Annotated in this window: 16 protein-coding genes and 3 tRNA genes; 12 read left to right on the forward strand and 7 right to left on the reverse strand. The window is 66.2% G+C overall.

From position 1 onward, the window contains the following. The 4 genes from IHD13_RS03845 to IHD13_RS03860 all read right to left on the reverse strand — a co-directional run bounded on the left by IHD13_RS03845 (nt 1) and on the right by IHD13_RS03860 (nt 1,213). Nucleotides 1-77, reverse strand: a tRNA-Asp gene (locus tag IHD13_RS03845). 53 nt (nt 78-130) lie between these two features. Further along, a tRNA-Asp gene (locus IHD13_RS03850) sits at nt 131-207 on the reverse strand. A 44-nt stretch (nt 208-251) separates the two neighbouring features. Next, a tRNA-Val gene (locus tag IHD13_RS03855) sits at nt 252-327 on the reverse strand. Between the two features lie 148 nt (nt 328-475). Beyond that, nucleotides 476-1,213, reverse strand: coding sequence for an alpha/beta family hydrolase (locus tag IHD13_RS03860; RefSeq protein WP_326838310.1), 738 nt, complete (start codon nt 1,211-1,213; stop codon nt 476-478). Nucleotides 1,214-1,391: 178 nt separating this feature from the next. Here IHD13_RS03860 and ccoN point away from each other — a divergent pair, with 178 nt between their 5' ends. The 11 genes from ccoN (at nt 1,392) to fnr (ending at nt 12,571) form a co-directional block, all read left to right on the forward strand. Then, complete coding sequence (gene ccoN / locus IHD13_RS03865; protein ID WP_195859720.1) at nt 1,392-2,816, forward strand: cytochrome-c oxidase, cbb3-type subunit I; 1,425 nt, start codon at nt 1,392-1,394, stop codon at nt 2,814-2,816. A gap of 22 nt (nt 2,817-2,838) precedes the next feature. Next, nucleotides 2,839-3,447: a cytochrome-c oxidase, cbb3-type subunit II gene (gene ccoO, locus IHD13_RS03870; protein WP_195859721.1), complete on the forward strand. Its 609-nt coding sequence runs from the start codon at nt 2,839-2,841 to the stop codon at nt 3,445-3,447. Between the two features lie 2 nt (nt 3,448-3,449). Further along, entirely contained in the window at nt 3,450-3,662 is a 213-nt protein-coding gene (locus IHD13_RS03875) for a cbb3-type cytochrome oxidase subunit 3 (protein ID WP_195859722.1), read from the forward strand. Continuing rightward, entirely contained in the window at nt 3,659-4,582 is a 924-nt protein-coding gene (gene ccoP, locus IHD13_RS03880; protein ID WP_195859723.1) for a cytochrome-c oxidase, cbb3-type subunit III, read from the forward strand. Before IHD13_RS03875 ends, ccoP begins: the two co-directional genes overlap by 4 nt. Nucleotides 4,583-4,700: 118 nt before the next feature. Beyond that, nucleotides 4,701-6,143 (forward strand): cytochrome c oxidase accessory protein CcoG, encoded by a 1,443-nt coding sequence (ccoG, locus tag IHD13_RS03885; RefSeq protein ID WP_230086130.1) that lies wholly within the window; start codon nt 4,701-4,703, stop codon nt 6,141-6,143. A 2-nt stretch (nt 6,144-6,145) separates the two neighbouring features. Further along, on the forward strand, nt 6,146-6,658 hold the full coding sequence (locus IHD13_RS03890; RefSeq protein ID WP_195859724.1) for a FixH family protein: 513 nt from the start codon (nt 6,146-6,148) through the stop codon (nt 6,656-6,658). A 4-nt stretch (nt 6,659-6,662) separates the two neighbouring features. Then, nucleotides 6,663-9,131 (forward strand): heavy metal translocating P-type ATPase, encoded by a 2,469-nt coding sequence (locus IHD13_RS03895; protein ID WP_195859725.1) that lies wholly within the window; start codon nt 6,663-6,665, stop codon nt 9,129-9,131. Beyond that, nucleotides 9,128-9,379: a cbb3-type cytochrome oxidase assembly protein CcoS gene (ccoS, locus tag IHD13_RS03900; protein WP_195859726.1), complete on the forward strand. Its 252-nt coding sequence runs from the start codon at nt 9,128-9,130 to the stop codon at nt 9,377-9,379. Before IHD13_RS03895 ends, ccoS begins: the two co-directional genes overlap by 4 nt. Next, nucleotides 9,379-10,143 carry a sulfite exporter TauE/SafE family protein gene (locus IHD13_RS03905; RefSeq protein WP_195859727.1) on the forward strand — a complete coding sequence of 255 codons (765 nt, stop codon included), beginning with the start codon at nt 9,379-9,381 and terminating at the stop codon, nt 10,141-10,143. The genes ccoS and IHD13_RS03905 overlap by 1 nt, the downstream gene beginning before the upstream one ends. A gap of 84 nt (nt 10,144-10,227) precedes the next feature. After that, complete coding sequence (hemN, locus tag IHD13_RS03910) at nt 10,228-11,631, forward strand: oxygen-independent coproporphyrinogen III oxidase (RefSeq protein WP_195859728.1); 1,404 nt, start codon at nt 10,228-10,230, stop codon at nt 11,629-11,631. A 199-nt stretch (nt 11,632-11,830) separates the two neighbouring features. Continuing rightward, nucleotides 11,831-12,571 (forward strand): fumarate/nitrate reduction transcriptional regulator Fnr, encoded by a 741-nt coding sequence (gene fnr, locus IHD13_RS03915; RefSeq protein ID WP_195859729.1) that lies wholly within the window; start codon nt 11,831-11,833, stop codon nt 12,569-12,571. 115 nt (nt 12,572-12,686) lie between these two features. Here the strand turns inward: fnr and ttcA are convergent, their stop codons facing one another. The 3 genes from ttcA to IHD13_RS03930 all read right to left on the reverse strand — a co-directional run bounded on the left by ttcA (nt 12,687) and on the right by IHD13_RS03930 (nt 16,285). Continuing rightward, nucleotides 12,687-13,577: a tRNA 2-thiocytidine(32) synthetase TtcA gene (gene ttcA, locus IHD13_RS03920; protein WP_230086131.1), complete on the reverse strand. Its 891-nt coding sequence runs from the start codon at nt 13,575-13,577 to the stop codon at nt 12,687-12,689. 250 nt (nt 13,578-13,827) lie between these two features. Next, nucleotides 13,828-14,439, reverse strand: a complete 612-nt coding sequence (locus IHD13_RS03925) for a 3'-5' exonuclease (protein ID WP_195859730.1) — start codon at nt 14,437-14,439, stop codon at nt 13,828-13,830. A gap of 25 nt (nt 14,440-14,464) precedes the next feature. After that, entirely contained in the window at nt 14,465-16,285 is a 1,821-nt protein-coding gene (locus IHD13_RS03930) for a putative nucleotidyltransferase substrate binding domain-containing protein (protein ID WP_195859731.1), read from the reverse strand. Between the two features lie 523 nt (nt 16,286-16,808). Between IHD13_RS03930 and IHD13_RS03935 the strand changes: the two genes are divergently transcribed. Next, nucleotides 16,809-17,069: a DUF4212 domain-containing protein gene (locus IHD13_RS03935; RefSeq protein ID WP_195859732.1), complete on the forward strand. Its 261-nt coding sequence runs from the start codon at nt 16,809-16,811 to the stop codon at nt 17,067-17,069. Nucleotides 17,070-17,073: the final 4 nt, after the last annotated feature.

Here is a 17,073-nt window from a genome sequence, read left to right on the forward strand (position 1 = left end):
TGGCGGACCGGACGGGACTCGAACCCGCGACCTCCGGCGTGACAGGCCGGCATTCTAACCAACTGAACTACCGGTCCACAAGGGCAAACCTACGCATTGCGATAGCGCCTTCCGGGCTATCTGGAAACACTGGCGGACCGGACGGGACTCGAACCCGCGACCTCCGGCGTGACAGGCCGGCATTCTAACCAACTGAACTACCGGTCCACTCGCATTTCCTACGACGACTTCAAGCCATCTCCCTGTCGAGATGGTGGGTGGTACTGGGCTCGAACCAGTGACCCCCAGCTTGTAAGGCTGGTGCTCTTCCAACTGAGCTAACCACCCCTGAACTCGTGGCGACGCATTCTACAGAGACCCTGAGGGAAGTCAACGACTTCAGCGCAAATTTTTCGCCTGAGCGGTGCCGCCATGGGGCTCATCCCACGCCTCCCACGACGGCAGGCCGCGCCATCCCTGGGATCGCGCCCGGGCCTCAGTCGCCCCCCTCGTTGCCAGCGGATGCCTCGAGGGTCGCGGCGATCACCCGAGCCGCCTCCTCGATCAGCCGTGCCTGGGTCAAGCCGGAGGCCTTGCGCGGCTTCCAGTCATGCTCCCCGTCCTCGAGGAAGTGAACTCGGGCCTCCGCGGGAAGGTCATAGGCCTCCACCTCTGCCCGAGTACCGAAGGGGTCCCGCGTTCCCTGCAGCACCAGGGTCGGGCAGCGAAGGTCCGGCCAGTGATCCAGCCGCGTCTTCTCTGGCTTGCCGGGCGGGTGGAAGGGATAGCCACACAGCACCAGGCCGGGCACGACCTCCCGGGCGGCCCTCAGGCTCATCACCCGACCACCCATGGACTTGCCGCCCAGCCAGCAAGGCGGCCCGGAAAGGCGTGACACGATGTCGCACCAGGGGCGCAGCTCCTCCAGCAGTTTTTCCACCCGGGGCGGCGGGCGTCGACGCCCCTCGGCACGCATCCGCTGCATGTAGTCGAACTCGATGCCCAGGGCCTGGACCCCCGCCGCGGCCAGGGCCTGACGCAGCCCTACCATGAAGGCGGAGTCCTGGCCGGCCCCCGCGCCGTGGGCCAGCAGCAGCCGCCCTCGGCGAGGCGTACCTTCGACCCAGAGGGGGCCGACGCCGACCACCTCGCAGTGCCCGGACATCGCGTCCTGCAAGCCTTCGATCACCTCGTCTACGCTGAGTCGAAGCGACGTTGCCTCTGCCATCGTCATTGCGACCTCTTCTGGGCGCTATTTGGTCATACGCGATTATTGCATATTTAGCTTGCCTGCCGGCTGAGCTAGAATCGGCGCCCGGAATCTTGACCTGTATCATCATGCGGGCGGTCGCGCTCGGGCACACTTGGCACCCGGGACGTCTCCCCTACACCGCGTTCGATGGGAACCTGACATGAGCACAGCATTTGAACACCCGACCTACAATTACAAGGTAGTTCGGCAGTTCGCGATCATGACTGTGGTATGGGGCATCGTGGGCATGAGCCTGGGTGTCATCCTTGCCGCGCAATTGGTCTGGCCGCAACTTAACCTGGGACTGCCATGGACGAGCTTCGGCCGCCTGCGCCCCCTGCATACCAACGCCGTGATCTTCGCCTTCGGGGGATCGGCGTTGATGGCGACCTCCTACTACGTGGTTCAGCGCACCTGTCAGACGCGCCTGATCTCCGACAAGCTGGCGGCCTTCACCTTCTGGGGCTGGCAGGCGGTGATCATCTCCGCGATCATCACCCTGCCCCTGGGCCTGACCACCTCCAAGGAGTACGCCGAGCTGGAGTGGCCGATCAACATCCTGATCGCCGTGGTCTGGATCAGCTATGCCATCGTCTTCCTGGGTACGGTCAAGCAGCGCAAGACACCACATATCTACGTCGCCAACTGGTTCTACGCCGCCTTTATCCTCACGGTGGCGGTGCTCCATGTGGTCAATAACCTGGCGATTCCGGTCAGCGCCTTCAAGTCCTATTCCATCTACGCCGGCGCCATCGATGCCATGGTGCAGTGGTGGTGGGGTCACAACGCGGTGGGCTTCTTCCTGACGGCCGGCTTCCTCGGCATGATGTACTACTTCGTGCCCAAGCAGGCGGAACGTCCTGTCTACTCCTACCGGCTCTCCATCGTCCACTTCTGGGCACTGATCACCATCTACATGTGGGCCGGCGCCCACCACCTGCACTACACCGCCCTGCCCGACTGGGCCCAGTCCCTGGGCATGGTGATGTCGATCATCCTGCTGGCTCCCTCCTGGGGCGGCATGATCAACGGCATGATGACCCTCTCCGGCGCCTGGCATAAGCTGCGCACCGACCCGACCCTGCGCTTTCTGGTGGTGGCCCTTTCCTTCTACGGGATGTCCACCTTCGAAGGCCCGATGATGGCCATCAAGACCGTCAACGCCCTCTCCCACTACACCGACTGGACCATCGGTCACGTTCACTCCGGGGCCCTCGGCTGGGTGGCGATGATCTCCATCGGCTCCATGTATCACCTGATTCCGCGCCTGTTCGGTGGCACCGAAATGTACTCGGTGAAACTGATCGCCGTGCACTTCTGGCTCTCCACCATCGGCACCGTGCTCTATATCGCCGCCATGTGGGTCAACGGCATCCTGCAGGGCCTGATGTGGCGTGCGGTCAACCCGGACGGCACCCTGATGTACACCTTTATCGAGAGCGTCGAGGCCAGCGGCCCGGGCTACATCGTGCGCTGGGTGGGCGGCCTGTTCTGGGTCGTGGGCATGCTGATCATGGCCTACAACGTCTACATGACCGTCAAGCGCAGCGAAGCCGAGCGCAACGCCATTCCGCAAGCCGCCTGAGCCAACGGGGAACGAGACACCGATGAAACACGAGATTGTCGAAAAGAACGTTGGCCTGCTGTCCGTACTGATCCTCGTGGTGATCAGCTTCGGTGGCCTGGCCGAGATCGTGCCGCTGTTCTTCCAGAAGGACACCACCCAACCGGTGGAGGGGCTGGAGCCCCTCTCTCCCCTGGAGCTGGAAGGCCGCGACATCTACATCCGCGAGGGCTGCGTGGGCTGCCACTCCCAGATGATCCGCCCCTTCCGTGCCGAGACCGAGCGCTACGGTCACTACAGCGTGGCCGGCGAGTTCGTCTACGAGCACAACTTCCTGTGGGGCTCCAAGCGGACCGGTCCGGATCTGGCCCGTGTCGGCGGCCGCTACAGCGACGACTGGCACCGTGCCCACATGTACAACCCCCGTGACGTGGTGCCGGAATCGATCATGCCGGCCTATCCGTGGCTCTTCGAGAACACCCTGGATGGGCGCCACACCGAGAGCAAGATGCGCGCCCTGCAGCGCCTCGGCGTGCCCTACACGGACGAGCAGATCGAAGGCGCCGGCCGCGAAGTGCGTGGCCAGCAGGAGATCACCGCCCTGGTCGCCTACCTGCAGCAGCTGGGCACCACCCTCGAAGGAACGCGTTGATCATGGACATGGGGACCTTTCGGGGCATCACCACCCTGCTGATCCTGATTGCCTTTATCGGCATCGTGGCCTGGGCTTACTCCAAGCGCCGTAAGAAGGACTTCGACGAAGCCGCCAACCTGCCCTTCGCCGATGATGATGAGATGCCTAACCGTGACCAGGCCTCGAGGACCGAGGCCGATTCCCGACACGACAGGGGAGACAAGAACAGATGAGCAACCTTTGGGACGACTCCCTCTCCGGTTTCTGGAGTGCCTGGATCATCGTCATCACTCTGGGCACCATCGCCTTCAGCGCCTGGGTGCTGTTCGCCAATCGCAAGACCGATAAGCTGCCCGACGCCGAAGGCAATGTATCGACCACGGGCCACGCCGCCGATGGCATCGAGGAGTATGACAACCCCCTGCCGCGCTGGTGGTTCATGCTCTTCGTCGGCACCATCATCTTCTCCCTGGGCTACCTGGTGCTCTACCCGGGCCTGGGCAACTTCAAGGGCGTGCTGGGCTGGAGCCAGGTCAACCAGTGGGAGCGGGAGATGGCTCAGGCGGAGGAGCGCTACGCGCCGATCTTCGCCCAGTACAACGAAATCCCGGTACCGGAGCTGGCCCAGGATGCCGACGCCATGCGGGTGGCCGAGCGCATCTTCCTCAACAACTGTGCACTCTGCCACGGTTCCAACGCCCAGGGCGGCTACGGTTTCCCCAACCTGACCGACGGCGACTGGCTGTATGGCGGGGAGCCGGAGAATATCGCCCAGAGCATCGCCAACGGGCGTAACGGCCTGATGCCCTCCTGGCAGCAGCTCGGCGAGGAGAACATCGAGAACCTGACCCAGTACGTGCTGGCGCTCTCCGACCTGGAGCATGACGCCGAGCGTGCCGAACGGGGCCAGCCGGTCTACGCGGCCAGCTGCGCGGCTTGCCACGGCCCCAGCGGCACCGGCAACACCGCCCTCGGCGCGCCCAACCTGACCAACGACACCTGGCTCTACCTGGCGCCGGGGCAGAGCGTCGCCGATTCGGTACGCCAGACCCTGCGCAATGGCCGCAACGGCCATATGCCGGCCCAGGCCGCCTATATCGGCGAAGACAAGGTGCACCTGGTCACCGCCTACGTCTACAGCCTCAGCAACTGAGGCAACTCCCGCGGGTGCGGCTGGCCGTCGCACCCGCGCTTCACTCTCCCCCGCGGTCGATTACACTACCCGGTAATACCTCCCCCCGGCGCCCCGCGCCCCAGTTGTGGTACAACCCATGTCAGACCGGATACCCACGCGTGATGTCACCCCCTCCGGGGTGGGCCAGCATGATCCCAAACAGGTCGTGCAGCAGGAGATGTACGCCAAGCGGCGCCATATTTATGTGCGCGAGATCAAGGGGCTCTTCCAACGCCTGCGACGAGGGGCCAACTGGGCGCTGATGGCGCTCTTCTTCGGCATGCCCTGGGTCACCTGGGGAGACCGCCCGGCGATCTGGTTCGACCTGCCATCCCGGGAGTTCCACCTCTTCGCGGCCACCTTCTATCCCCAGGAATTCATCCTGCTGTCGTGGATCCTGATTATCTGCGCCTTCGGCCTGTTCCTGATTACCGTCTTCGCCGGGCGGGTGTGGTGCGGCTACACCTGCCCCCAGAGCGTCTGGACCTTCCTCTATATCTGGCTGGAACACCGCCTCGAAGGGCCTCGCAACCGCCGCATCAAGCTCGACCAGGCCCCCTGGAGCCCCGACAAGCTGTGGCGCAAGGGCGCCAAGCACGCCGCCTGGCTGGCCATCGCCTTCGCCACCGGGGCCACCTTCGTCGGCTACTTCACGCCCATCCGCGAGCTCGTCGGCGAGTTCCTCGCCCTGAGCGTCGGCCCCTGGGCGCTGTTCTGGATCGGTTTCTTCACCGTCTTCACCTACCTCAACGCCGGCTGGCTGCGCGAACAGGTGTGCCTCTACATGTGCCCCTATGCCCGCTTTCAGTCGGTAATGTTCGACCAGGACACCCTGGTGGTCTCCTATGACGCGGCCCGGGGCGAGCCCCGGGGCGCCCGCAAGCGTGGCCTGAGCCATGCCCAGGCCCAGGAGGCGGGCCTGGGCGACTGCATCGACTGCGAGCTCTGCGTCCAGGTCTGCCCCACCGGTATCGACATCCGCGACGGCCTGCAGTACGAATGCATCACCTGCGCCGCCTGCATCGACGCCTGCGACAGCGTCATGGACAAGATGGGCTACCCCCGAGGCCTGGTACGCTATACCACCGACCACCAGTTGGCCGGTGGCAAGACCCACCTGCTGCGGCCGCGCCTGCTGGGCTACCTGGCGGCCCTGGTGGTGATGATCGGCCTGCTGGTCTGGGCCCTGGCCGGGCGCATCCCCCTGGAGTTCGAGATCGAGCGGGATCGCCAGCAGCTCTACCAGTTGACCCGAGAGGGCCAGGTCAGCAACCGCTACACCCTCAACATTCGCAATCTGGATGGCCAGGCGCATCGCTACCGGGTCGAGGTGGATGGCCTGCCGGGGCTGATCCTGGTGGGCAGCGACGAGATCGCCGTCGACGCCAACAGCAGCCGCACCCTGGTGCTGGAGCTGCGCCTCGACGCCGAGGCCCTGGAGCTACCCAGCCATCCCATCGAAATCCGCCTGCGGTCGCTGGACGACGAGAGCATCCAGCAGACCCGTGATACCCGCTTTATCGGACAGCTCAGGAGATAGTCGTGGAGAGTCAAAGCGTTTCCCCCTGGTACAAGCAGTTCTGGCCCTGGTTCCTGTTGATCATCCTGGGGGCCTCGATGATCTCCAGCACCACCTTCCTGGTGCTGTCGATCCGCACCGCCGACGGCATGGTGCAGGAGGACTACTACGAGCATGGCCGCTCCATCAATATGGTGGTGGCCAAGCAGCAGCGCGCCGCCGAACTGGGCCTCGAGGGCCAGTTGCAGGTCGATCGCCTGAGCGGTGACGTGACCCTCGACCTGGCGGGGGAAAGCCAGCCGGAGGCCCTGGTGCTGCGGCTGATCTTCCCCACCCAGGATGGCCGTGACCAGGAACTGACCCTGCACCACCAGCGGGATGGCCGCTATGTGGGCCAGGCCCCCAGCCAGCTGCAATATCGCTGGTACCTGCAGCTGCAGCCGGCGGTGGAGCCCCCGGAGTGGCGCCTGCTCGGCGAGGCCCGCTTCCCTGAGGACGGGGCGATCGTGCTGACCCCCAACCTCCGTCAGCGTTGATGCCATGAGTCACCTCGAGGCCCAGGCCATCGCCGGCGACTGCTACCACTGCGGTAGCCGGGTGCCCGAGGGCGCCCCCTGGCGGATTCGCGTCGAGCAGCAGAGCCATGCGCTCTGCTGTCCCGGCTGCGAGGCGGTGGCCCAGGCCATCGTCGAGGGCGGCCTGGCCAGCTACTATCGCTATCGCACCGAGCTGCCGGAACGCCCCGACGAGCGCCAGCTCACCCCCAGCGAGACCTGGGCGGTCTTCGATGACCCGGAACTCCAGCGAACCTTCGTTCACCCCCAGGGCGATGACGGGGCCCTGGCCGCCACCCTCTCGGTGGAGGGCATCACCTGCGCCGCCTGTGCCTGGCTGATCGAGCACCGCCTCAATGCCCTGGAGGGGCTCACGGAGAGCGCGGTCAACCTCAGCCACCATCGCCTGCGGGTGACCTGGGATCCCCGCCGCCTCAAGCTGTCGCAGATCCTCGCCGAGCTGGCGGCCATCGGCTATGCCGCCCAGCCCTACGAGCCCGACGAGGCCCAGCGCCGCCTGCACCACGAGGAGCGCATGAACGTGCGCCGGCTGATCGTTGCCGCCGTGGCCATGATGCAGGTGATGATGTTCTCGGTGCCCATCTATGTCACCGAGCCGGGGCAGATCTCCGCCGACTTCCATGCCCTCTTCCACTGGCTCTCCTTCGCCCTGACCACCCCGGTGGTGTTCTTCTCGGCACAGCCCTTCTTCCGCAATGCCCTGCGCGACCTGCGCAACCGCACACTCGGCATGGACGTCTCGGTCTCCCTCGCCATCGGTGGCGCCTACCTGGCCAGCGGCTATGCGGTGATCGTCGACCGCGGCGATGTCTATTTCGACTCGGTGGCCATGTTCACCTTCTTCCTGCTGTTCGGCCGCTATGTGGAGACCCGGGCACGCCGCCGCATGGGCCACGGCGGCAACCAGCTCTCCGGGGCCCTGCCGCTGTCGGCGATTCGCCTGGAGGCGGACGGCAGCGAGCGCATCCTGCCCGCCAACCGCCTAGCCGAGGGGGACCGGGTGCTGGTCAAGCCGGGCCATGGAGTGCCCGCCGACGGCATCATCGAGCAGGGCCAGTCGAGCCTCGACGAATCGATGCTCACCGGCGAGTACCAGCCGGTGACCCGCGGGGTCGGCGAGACCGTCACCGGCGGCAGCCAGAACGTCGAGAGCCCCCTGGTGGTGCGCGTCACCCATGCCGGCCAAGAGGCCCGGGTGGCCCGCATCTTCGACCTCACCGACCGGGCCTTCGCCAGCCGCCCACGGATCGCCCTGCTGGCCCAGCGCATGGCCCAGGACTTCGTGCTCAGCACCCTCCTGATCACCCTGGCCGTGGCCATCGTCTGGTGGTTTATCGACCCCTCCCGAATGCTCTGGGTGGCCCTCTCGGTGCTGGTGGTGGCCTGCCCCTGCTCCTTCGCCCTGGCCACCCCCACGGCGCTGACCGCCGGCCACGGCCAGTTGCGTCGGCGCGGCATGCTGATGACCCGGGCCAATGCGGTGGAGGGGCTCTCCCAGGTGACCCGGGTGATCTTCGACAAGACCGGCACCTTGACCCAGGGCGCCATGCAGCTGGTGGCCACCCGCCCCCTGGCCGAGGTGGACGAGGCCGGCGTGCGCCGCCTGGCGGCGGCCCTGGAGGCCCACTCGGAACACCCCATCGCCCGGGCCTTCGGCCCCTACCGGGAGGCCACGGTGCGCGCCCGAGACGTGACCAGCCACCCCGGTCAGGGCCTGGAGGGCAGCATCGACGGAGTGCACTATCGCCTCGGCACTCCCGCCTTCGCCAGCGACGCCGCCCCGGCGGCGCCGGAGCCGGGCCAGTGGCTACTGCTGACCCGGGATGGCGAGCCCCTGGCCTGGTTCGCCCTGCATGACGGCCTGCGTGACGATGCCGAGGCGACCGTGGCGGCCCTCAAGGCCCAGGGCCTGACGGTGGAGCTGCTCTCCGGCGACACCCCCGGCGCGGTGGCGGAACTGGCGGCGCGGGTGGGCATCGACACCTGGCGCGCCGCCGCCAGTCCCGAGGAGAAACTCGAGCACCTGCGCGCCCTCCAGGCACAGGGCGAGCGGGTGGTGATGGTCGGCGACGGCATCAATGACGTGCCGGTGCTGGCCGGCGCCGATGTCTCCATCGCCATGAATGGCGCCACCGACCTGGCCCGTACCAGCGCCGACGCGGTGCTGCTCAGCCCGCGCCTGCTGCGTATCGCCGAGGCGATCACCATCGCTCAGTCCACCCGGCGCATCATTCATCAGAACCTGGTCTTCTCGGTGATCTACAATTTCACCGCCGTACCCATCGCCGCCTTCGGCATCGTGCCCCCCTGGGTCGCCGCCCTGGGCATGTCGGCCAGCTCCCTGGTGGTGGTCCTCAACGCCCTGCGCCTGGGACGCCTGCGCCTGGCGGCCCCGCCCCCCGGCCCCGCCATTTCCCGCCTGGACCCCGTATGACGATTCTCTATCTGCTGATTCCGCTAAGCCTGATCCTCTTGAGCCTGGCCATCTGGGCCTTCTTCTGGGCGGTCAAGAACGATCAGTTCGAGGATCTGGAAGGCCCCGCCTATCGCATCCTCTTCGACGAGGACGAGAACGACCTGCCCAGGGAGCAGCGCGACCAGGGCAGGCCAGAGAGCGATGACAAGGCCAGCCGTTCGGACGGCAAGGCGGCCTCCGACGATGCCCCGGAACCGCCCCGCTGATGGATCCCACCGGCCTGGGGCTGCCACCGCTGGCGGCGGCCTTCGTCTTCGGCCTGCTGGGGGGCGCCCACTGCATCGGCATGTGCGGCGGCATCATGAGCGCCCTGACCTTCGCCGTGCCGCCCAGCATGCGCTCTCCGGCCCGGCTCGGCGGCCTGCTGCTGGGCTATAACCTGGGCCGCGTCGCCAGCTATATGCTGGCCGGCGCCCTGGTGGCGGGCCTCGGCACCCTGATCGGTACCGCCCACGACGGCCTACGCCTGGCCCTCCAGGGGCTGGCGGCAGTGATGCTGATCCTGATGGCGCTTTACATCGCCGACTGGTGGAAGGGGCTGCTGCGGGTCGAGGCCCTGGGGCGCCGCCTATGGCGCCACCTGGAGCCGCTCGGCCGCCGCCTGATGCCGGTGGTCAGCCTGCCCCAGGCCACCGCCTTGGGGGCGGTCTGGGGCTGGTTGCCCTGCGGCCTGGTCTACTCCATGCTGGCCTGGAGCCTGGCCATGGGCGAGCCCCTCCAGGGCGCCCTGCTGATGCTGGCCTTCGGCCTCGGCACCCTGCCGGCACTGCTGGCCACCGGCCTGGCGGCACGCAGCCTCGGCAACCTGATTCGCCATCCGGCCACCCGTGGCCTGGCGGCGCTGTCGATCATCGCCTTTGCCCTCTGGCAACTCTGGAGCCTGCTGCCCCTGGCCGACTCTCATGGCGCTCATGCCCCTGCGCCGAGCGAGCACACTGAACAGAATAAGCAGAGTGAGCACTTACATTGATCGCCCTGCCCTTGACCCAGCTCAAGGGCGCCGGGCTCGCCAGCCGCTAGCATAGAACCATCGCTTCGGCCGGAGAGTCTTGCCATGCTGTTTCCTCACCCTATCGCGCCCTCCCCGGCCACCGTCTGGGACGCGGCGCTGATCCGACGCTACGACGTCAGCGGCCCTCGCTACACCTCCTACCCGACGGCGCTCTCCTTCGCGGCGTTCGGCCCCGAGGCCTTCACCGCCGCCCTGGAGCGCAGCAACGCCTCCCGGCGGCCACTGTCGCTCTATGTGCATATCCCCTTCTGCCGGCGCATCTGCTTCTACTGCGCCTGCAACAAGATCGCCACCAAGAACGTGCGCCTGGCGGAGCCTTACCTGGCGCGGCTCGACCGGGAGATGGTGCTGACCCGCCGTCACCTGGACACCTCGCGACCGATCAGTCAGCTGCACTGGGGGGGCGGTACCCCCACCTTCCTGACCCTGGACCAGATGAGCGGGCTGATCGATCGCCTGGATGCGCGCTTCGGCCTCTCCGGCGATCCCGATCGCGACTATGCCATCGAGATCGACCCTCGGGAGGCGGACGTGCTGACCCTGCGCCACCTCCAGGCACTGGGCTTCAATCGCCTGAGCCTGGGGGTCCAGGACCTGGATCCCCGGGTGCAGAAGGCGATCAACCGGGTCCAGCCCCGGGTGCTGACCGAGAGCCTGATCGACGAGGCGGCACGGCTCGGCTTCCAGTCGCTCAACCTGGACCTGATCTATGGCCTGCCGCTGCAGACCCGGGCGAGCTTCGCCGCCACCCTGGAGCAGGTGATCGAGCTGGCCCCGGCGCGGCTCTCCATCTTCAACTATGCCCACCTGCCGGAGCGCTTCGCGCCCCAGCGGCGCATCGCCACCGCCGACCTGCCCAGTGCCGAAGAGAAGCTCGGCATCCTGCAGGACACCGTCGAGCGCCTCCAGGAAGCCGGCTATGTGCATATCGGCATGGATCACTTCGCGCGCCCCGACGACAGCCTGGCCGTGGCCCAGCGCCAGGGCACCCTGCAGCGCAACTTCCAGGGCTATTCCAGCCATGCCGACAGCGACCTGGTGGGGCTCGGCGTCTCCGCCATCAGCCGGGTCGATGACGTCTACGCCCAGAACCCCACCGTCCTGGGCGAGTATGAAGCGGCCCTGGACGCCGGCCGCCTGGCTACCGTCAAGGGGCTGCGCCTGAGCTTCGACGATCGTCTGCGCCGCCATGCCATCGAACGCCTGATGTGCGACATGACCCTGGACCTGACGGCCCTGGGCGAGACCTTCGAGGTGGATGCCGAGGCCTACCTGGGCGATGCCCTGGCACGCCTGGCGCCGGCCATGGCCGATGGCCTGATCATCCGGCAGGGCTCGCGCCTGGAGGTGACCCCGGTGGGGCGACTGCTGGTCCGCCACCTGGCCATGGCCTTCGATGCTCACCTGCCCGGCCAGGGAACGGGGCGCTATTCCAAGGTGCTATAGCGGGTGCCAGCAGGACAACCGATGCCCTCAGCCCAGCCAGAAGCCGAGGCACGCCTCTCGAGTGCGACCACCCACCGGTGCCCGCCGCCCAGGAGTGGGCCCCTTATGCCAAGGTGCAATGAAGGAACCGATGAACTCGCTTTGCCAGCCGCCTCAGGTTCTCCATAATGGGGGGAGACGTCCCGTCACGGAGAGACCCATGCCGCAAACCGCCCTGGAACGCCGCCGCGCCCGCCTGCAGCAGCCCCACTGCCAGACCTGCAGCCTGGCGTCGCTGTGCCTGCCCCTGGCGCTGCAGCTCGAGGACCTGGATCAGTTCGATGCCATCATTCGTCGCCGCGCGCCCCTCAAGAAGGGCGAGACGCTGTTTCGCCAGGGGGATGCCTTCACCAGCGTCTTCGCGGTGCGCTCCGGTAGCCTCAAGCAGGTCACCAGCGTCGGTGGCGAAGAGCAACTGACCAACTTCTACCTGCCCAGCGAGCTGGTGGGCCTGGATGGCATCGACGAGTCGAGCTACCCGGGCAGCATGGTGGCCCTGGAGACCACCACGGTGTGCGAGATCCCCTTCGACCGCCTCAACAACCTGGCCGAGGACCTGCCGGAGCTGCGCCTGCAGCTCTATCGCAGCATGAGCAAGGAGATGCGTGACGATCGCCGCATGATCCGCCTGCTCTCCCGCAAGACCGCCGACGAGCGGCTGGCCAGTTTCCTCACCGGCCTCTCCGAGCGCTTCCGCCGCCGTGGCTACTCCGCCTACAGTTTTCGCCTTTCCATGTCCCGGGCCGATATCGGCAACCACCTGGGCCTGGCGGTGGAGACGGTGAGCCGCATCCTGGGTCGTTTCCAGAGTCAGGGCCTGGTGGCGGTCTCCGGCCGCGAGATCAATATCCTCGACCTCGATACCCTGGCCCAGCTGGCCGAAGGGGAAGGCTGCATCTAACCCCGCAAGCGGGATAGCCGCCTGATGCGAATCGCCCCCATGGCAAAGCCATGGGGGCGATATTTCTTTCGGCTTCAAGCTGATGGCTTAAAGCTCCCGGCGCAGCCGGGGTGGCTTACAGCTCCTGGAAGAGGTCGATACGGTCGGCCTGGAGCTTGGCCTGCTTCTCTTCCAGGCCGGCGAAGTCGAAGAGTTCCCGATCGGCCAACTGGGAGGGCGCCACATTGGTCACCGCCTTGAACATGTTCTCCAGGCGCCCCGGGTGCTTGGCCTCCCACTCGGCGAGCATCTCCTTGACCACCTGACGCTGCAGGTTGGGCTGGGAGCCGCAGAGGTTGCAGGGAATGATGGGAAACTCCATCAACCGCGAGAACTCGGCGATATCCGCCTCCCGGCAGTAGGCCAGGGGACGGATGACGATATTCTTGCCGTCATCGGAGAGCAGCTTGGGGGGCATCGCCTTGAGGCTGCCGCCGAAGAACATGTTGAGGAAGAGGGTCTCGAGGATATCCTCGCGGTGATGGCCCAGGGCGATCTTGGTGGCGCCGATCTCCTCGGCGAAGCCGTAGAGGGAGCCACGCCGCAGCCGCGAGCAGAGCGCACAGGTGGTCTTGCCCTCGGGGGTCTTCTCCTTGACCACCGAGTAGGTGTCCTTCTCGAGGATATGGTAGTCGACGCCCAACTGGTCCAGGTACGCCGGCAGCACATGCTCGGGGAAGCCGGGCTGCTTCTGATCCAGGTTGACGGCCACCAGGGAGAAGTTCACCGGGGCGTTGCGCTGCAGGTTGCGCAGGATCTCCAGCATGGTGTAGCTGTCCTTGCCACCGGAGAGGCAGACCATCACCTTGTCGCCTTCCTGGATCATCCCATAATCGATGATGGCGTTGCCCACCTGGCGACGCAGCCGCTTCTGCAGCTTGTTGAACTCGCGCTTCTGCTTGGCCAGGGTCGCGGCCTCCGACGCCGGCTCGGCATCGTGGGGGCGGGCATCCGTCAGGGTCGACATGGTCACACCGGGGTTGGAGAAAATGGGGCAATATTCTAGCACCCCGCCCCATGGCTGCCTATGCCGCCGATCGCGCCACTATCTGCAGTTGGAATGGCTGAGGGGTTCACAGCGCCCCGCGACGGCCTCTTCCAGGATAACCCCGGGCCTCAGCTAACTGCGGGCGCCGGAGCCGCCGACTCCCTCCTCACCAGGACGAAACCCTGACGCTTCGCTGGCGACTCCGGCACCGGCGTAACGGAGTGCCTCACTACCCCACCAGCCCCCGCTGCACCCGGGTATACATCAGTGCCGTGGTGACCGCATCGCCCAGGGCGGTATGGCGGCCCATCACCGGGACCTCCAGGGCCTTGGCCACCGCCTCGAAGCGCAGGTTGGGAATCAGCTCCGGCTGGCGGCGGCGCAGCGCCTTGGCATAGACCCGGGAGACTTCCACCCGGGCATTGGGCAGCTCGAAGCCCAGGTGGGCACGCAGGTAACGGTTGAGGATCGCCAGATCGAACTCCAGGTACCAGCCCACCAGGGGCCGGTTGCCGACGAAGTCGAGGAACTGGGCCAGGGCCGCCTCGATGGAGTCGCCCCCCTCCAGGTCGACGCCACGCAGGCCATGGATGCGGATCGAGTCGCCGGTCAGGGAGGCCGGGCGCGCCAGGCGCAGGTCCAGGGATTGGCTGGTCAGCACCCGGTCGCCCTTGAGGCGCACCGCCGCCAGCGAGACCAGCTCCGCCTCGCGGGTATCCAGGCCGGTGGTCTCGCAATCGATGGCCACCATCTCGTCGCCGGTATAGGGAGTGAATAGCCAGCCATACTCACCATTCGCCTGGCGGCGGCGGTCGCTGGCACGACGCAGGGCCCTCAACATGAAAATGTCCTTATTCTTGTCATGCTCATGAATACTCCAGGTGGTAGCGCTGGGAGAGCCGCTGCTTGAAGTCCTTGACCATATGCAGCGCCTCGCGCAGCAGGTCCCGCTCCAGGGAGGAGAGCCGCTGCACCACCACCCGATTGGTGTCCTCGCCCTCGTGCTCGCCATGCAGCCGCGCCAGCTGCTGCTTGAGGCGCAGCTCGGTGAACAGCGACAGGGCCTCGCCCAGGTCCTCGGCGAAGCGGGCCTCCAGGCGCCCGTCCGCCGCCAACGCCTCCAGCCGTGCCAGGGTCGAGGTAGGGCGGATACCCCGCTCCAGGGCCAGGGTGCGCACCCCATGGACGATGGGGAAGATGCCGCCCTTCTTGATATCGATGCCGTGCTGGGGCTTCTTCAGGGAGCCGAACAGGGTCAGCGGCGTGGAGAAACGCAGGGCGGTACGGGCGAAGTAGGAGAGCAGGATCTCGTCTCGGGAGCAGCGCGCGAACAGCTCGTCGCGCAGTGACTCCAACAGGCCGGTATTGCCCGCCACCCCATGGGCATCGAGCAGGATCGCCAGGTTCATCAGGCTGTCGCCGTCCCGGGCCTCGGCCCAGCGCCCCAGGCGCTGCTTCCAGGTCGAGAGGCTGGCCACCCAGGCCGGGTTGGAGACCATGATATTGCCGGGGCAAGGAGGGTAACCGAGGCGAATCAGGGTCTCGGTAAAGGCCGACATCTGCTCGGCGAGCTCGGGCCACTCCAGGTCATCGGCGAGGATCAGGCCGTTGTCCTGGTCGGTCTTGAGGATCTGCTCGCCCCGCCCCTCGCTGCCCATCACCATCAGGCAGCTGTCGGCGTGGTAGCGCTCGTCGACCATGAACCCCCAGGCCTTGCTCATGATCCGTCCGTTGAGGGCCGCCAGCAGGTCCATGGCGAAGCGCAGCTTGACCCCCTGGGCCATCAGCGCCTGGACCAGCTCCGGGGTCCGGGCACTGGCCCGCACCAGCTCCTCCAGGCTGTCGGCCTGCTCCACCTGCAGGCTGACCACATAGCTGCGGCTGGAGAAGTAGCTGAGCACGTCGGTCAGCTCCACCACTCCCACCGGCCGGCCGCCATCCACCACCACCACCCGCGCCACCTCGTGGCGGGTCATCTCCACCAGGGCCTGGAAGAGGTACTGCCCCGGCCGGGCGGTGACCAGCTCGAAGTGGGCGATACCGGCCACCGGGCTGGTGGCACTCATGCCCTGTTCCACCAGGGCATTGAGCAGGTCGGTCTTGGTCAACATGCCGAAGCGTTCGCCCTCGCCCACCAGCAGGCTGTCGACGCGGCGCTCGTTCAGTGCCGCCACCGCCTCCGCGATGCTGGTCTCGCCTCCCAGCCGCAGCGGCTCGCGCATGCACTCGTCGATCCGCGCCAGCATGAAGCCGGCCATGGTGACGCCCCCCTCGGCACGCCGCTCGGTGAGCAGGCGCGCCTTGTGCGAGAGGCTCTGGCGGAAGAATTCGGCGAAGGGGGAAGACTGCTCGCAGAGTTCACGAAACAGCGCCTTGGGCAGCAGGTAGCAGAGGCTCTCCTGCTCGGCCTGGAAACGGTAGCGGCTCTTGCCATTGAGGATGCTGATGGCGCCGAACAGGTCACCGGCGGTGTAGTGGCCGATGCGCGCGGCGGCACTGGGCAGGGTCGGGTCCAGCTCGGCCACCTCGCCCTTGTGAATCAGATAGACATATTCACCGGCCTGGCCCGCATCGAGGATCACCTCCTCCCGGTCGAAGTAGGCCAGATCGACACCACTACGTACGCGCTCCCGACCCGCCTCGTCGAGCAGGGTAAAGGGGAGCTGGGAGAGATCGATATCGACCATGGAGTGGCCTCGAAAGGAGCGGGTAATAATAGCCAGAGTAGCAAAGCCACCGGTCGATCCACCCCTAGACCAACGTCCTAGCCTGGACGCTTCTTTTTCTTCTTAGACCATAGTTAAAGCCCGGACACTAGACCATGGTCAAAGTCGTTTTTACGCATCGACTTTTGTCCTATCCCCTGGCCTTATCTCGCCGCCTATACCATCGTCCAATAAGCCTCGCCATCGCGCCTGAGACGCCTCGACAACGAGATCATAACCAATTGTTTTGTATAGACTTGTTAAATAAGACTCTGATTAGCAATAAATCATGATACCAAAGTCTGGGATTTATTTTTCCCGGTCTTTGACCACTATCAATCAGGCATAAATCGGGGCAATCTCACGCCGTCATCGAAGGGGATGGCAGGAGACAGAACCAGGACGCGGCCTCCTCCCTTAGTCGTCGTGCGATTGCCCCGAACCATCAGACTCAACGGCACAAGACTCCACCACCTCAACCCAAGAACAAACGGAGAGCGCCATTATGGCAGATGAAAAATCCAATGCCGCGGCCTACTGGTCGGCCAATGTTCGACTGATCACCGGCTGCCTGATCGTCTGGGCCCTGGTCTCCTATGGCTTCGCCATCCTGCTGCGACCGCTGCTGTCCGGCATTCCCGTCGGCGGCACCGACCTGGGGTTCTGGTTCGCCCAGCAGGGATCGATCCTGACCTTTATCGGCATCATCTTCTTCTACGCCTGGAAGATGAACAAACTCGACGAGAAGTTTGGCCTGGGGGAGTAAGCCG

It is taken from the genome of Halomonas sp. 328, assembly GCF_015645095.1.
In the GTDB taxonomy this organism is placed as follows: Bacteria; Pseudomonadota; Gammaproteobacteria; order Pseudomonadales; family Halomonadaceae; genus Bisbaumannia.

Coding starts and splice junctions, on each gene's coding strand:
- ccoG (WP_230086130.1), top strand. CDS start 4,701: ATGTCAGACCGGATACCCACGCGTGATGTCACCCCCTCCGGGGTGGGC.
- IHD13_RS03905 (WP_195859727.1), top strand. CDS start 9,379: ATGGATCCCACCGGCCTGGGGCTGCCACCGCTGGCGGCGGCCTTCGTC.
- IHD13_RS03935 (WP_195859732.1), top strand. CDS start 16,809: ATGGCAGATGAAAAATCCAATGCCGCGGCCTACTGGTCGGCCAATGTT.
- IHD13_RS03925 (WP_195859730.1), bottom strand. CDS start 14,439: ATGTTGAGGGCCCTGCGTCGTGCCAGCGACCGCCGCCGCCAGGCGAAT.
- ccoO (WP_195859721.1), top strand. CDS start 2,839: ATGAAACACGAGATTGTCGAAAAGAACGTTGGCCTGCTGTCCGTACTG.
- ttcA (WP_230086131.1), bottom strand. CDS start 13,577: ATGTCGACCCTGACGGATGCCCGCCCCCACGATGCCGAGCCGGCGTCG.
- ccoS (WP_195859726.1), top strand. CDS start 9,128: ATGACGATTCTCTATCTGCTGATTCCGCTAAGCCTGATCCTCTTGAGC.
- IHD13_RS03895 (WP_195859725.1), top strand. CDS start 6,663: ATGAGTCACCTCGAGGCCCAGGCCATCGCCGGCGACTGCTACCACTGC.
- ccoP (WP_195859723.1), top strand. CDS start 3,659: ATGAGCAACCTTTGGGACGACTCCCTCTCCGGTTTCTGGAGTGCCTGG.
- ccoN (WP_195859720.1), top strand. CDS start 1,392: ATGAGCACAGCATTTGAACACCCGACCTACAATTACAAGGTAGTTCGG.
- IHD13_RS03860 (WP_326838310.1), bottom strand. CDS start 1,213: ATGACGATGGCAGAGGCAACGTCGCTTCGACTCAGCGTAGACGAGGTG.
- IHD13_RS03930 (WP_195859731.1), bottom strand. CDS start 16,285: ATGGTCGATATCGATCTCTCCCAGCTCCCCTTTACCCTGCTCGACGAG.
- fnr (WP_195859729.1), top strand. CDS start 11,831: ATGCCGCAAACCGCCCTGGAACGCCGCCGCGCCCGCCTGCAGCAGCCC.
- hemN (WP_195859728.1), top strand. CDS start 10,228: ATGCTGTTTCCTCACCCTATCGCGCCCTCCCCGGCCACCGTCTGGGAC.
- IHD13_RS03875 (WP_195859722.1), top strand. CDS start 3,450: ATGGACATGGGGACCTTTCGGGGCATCACCACCCTGCTGATCCTGATT.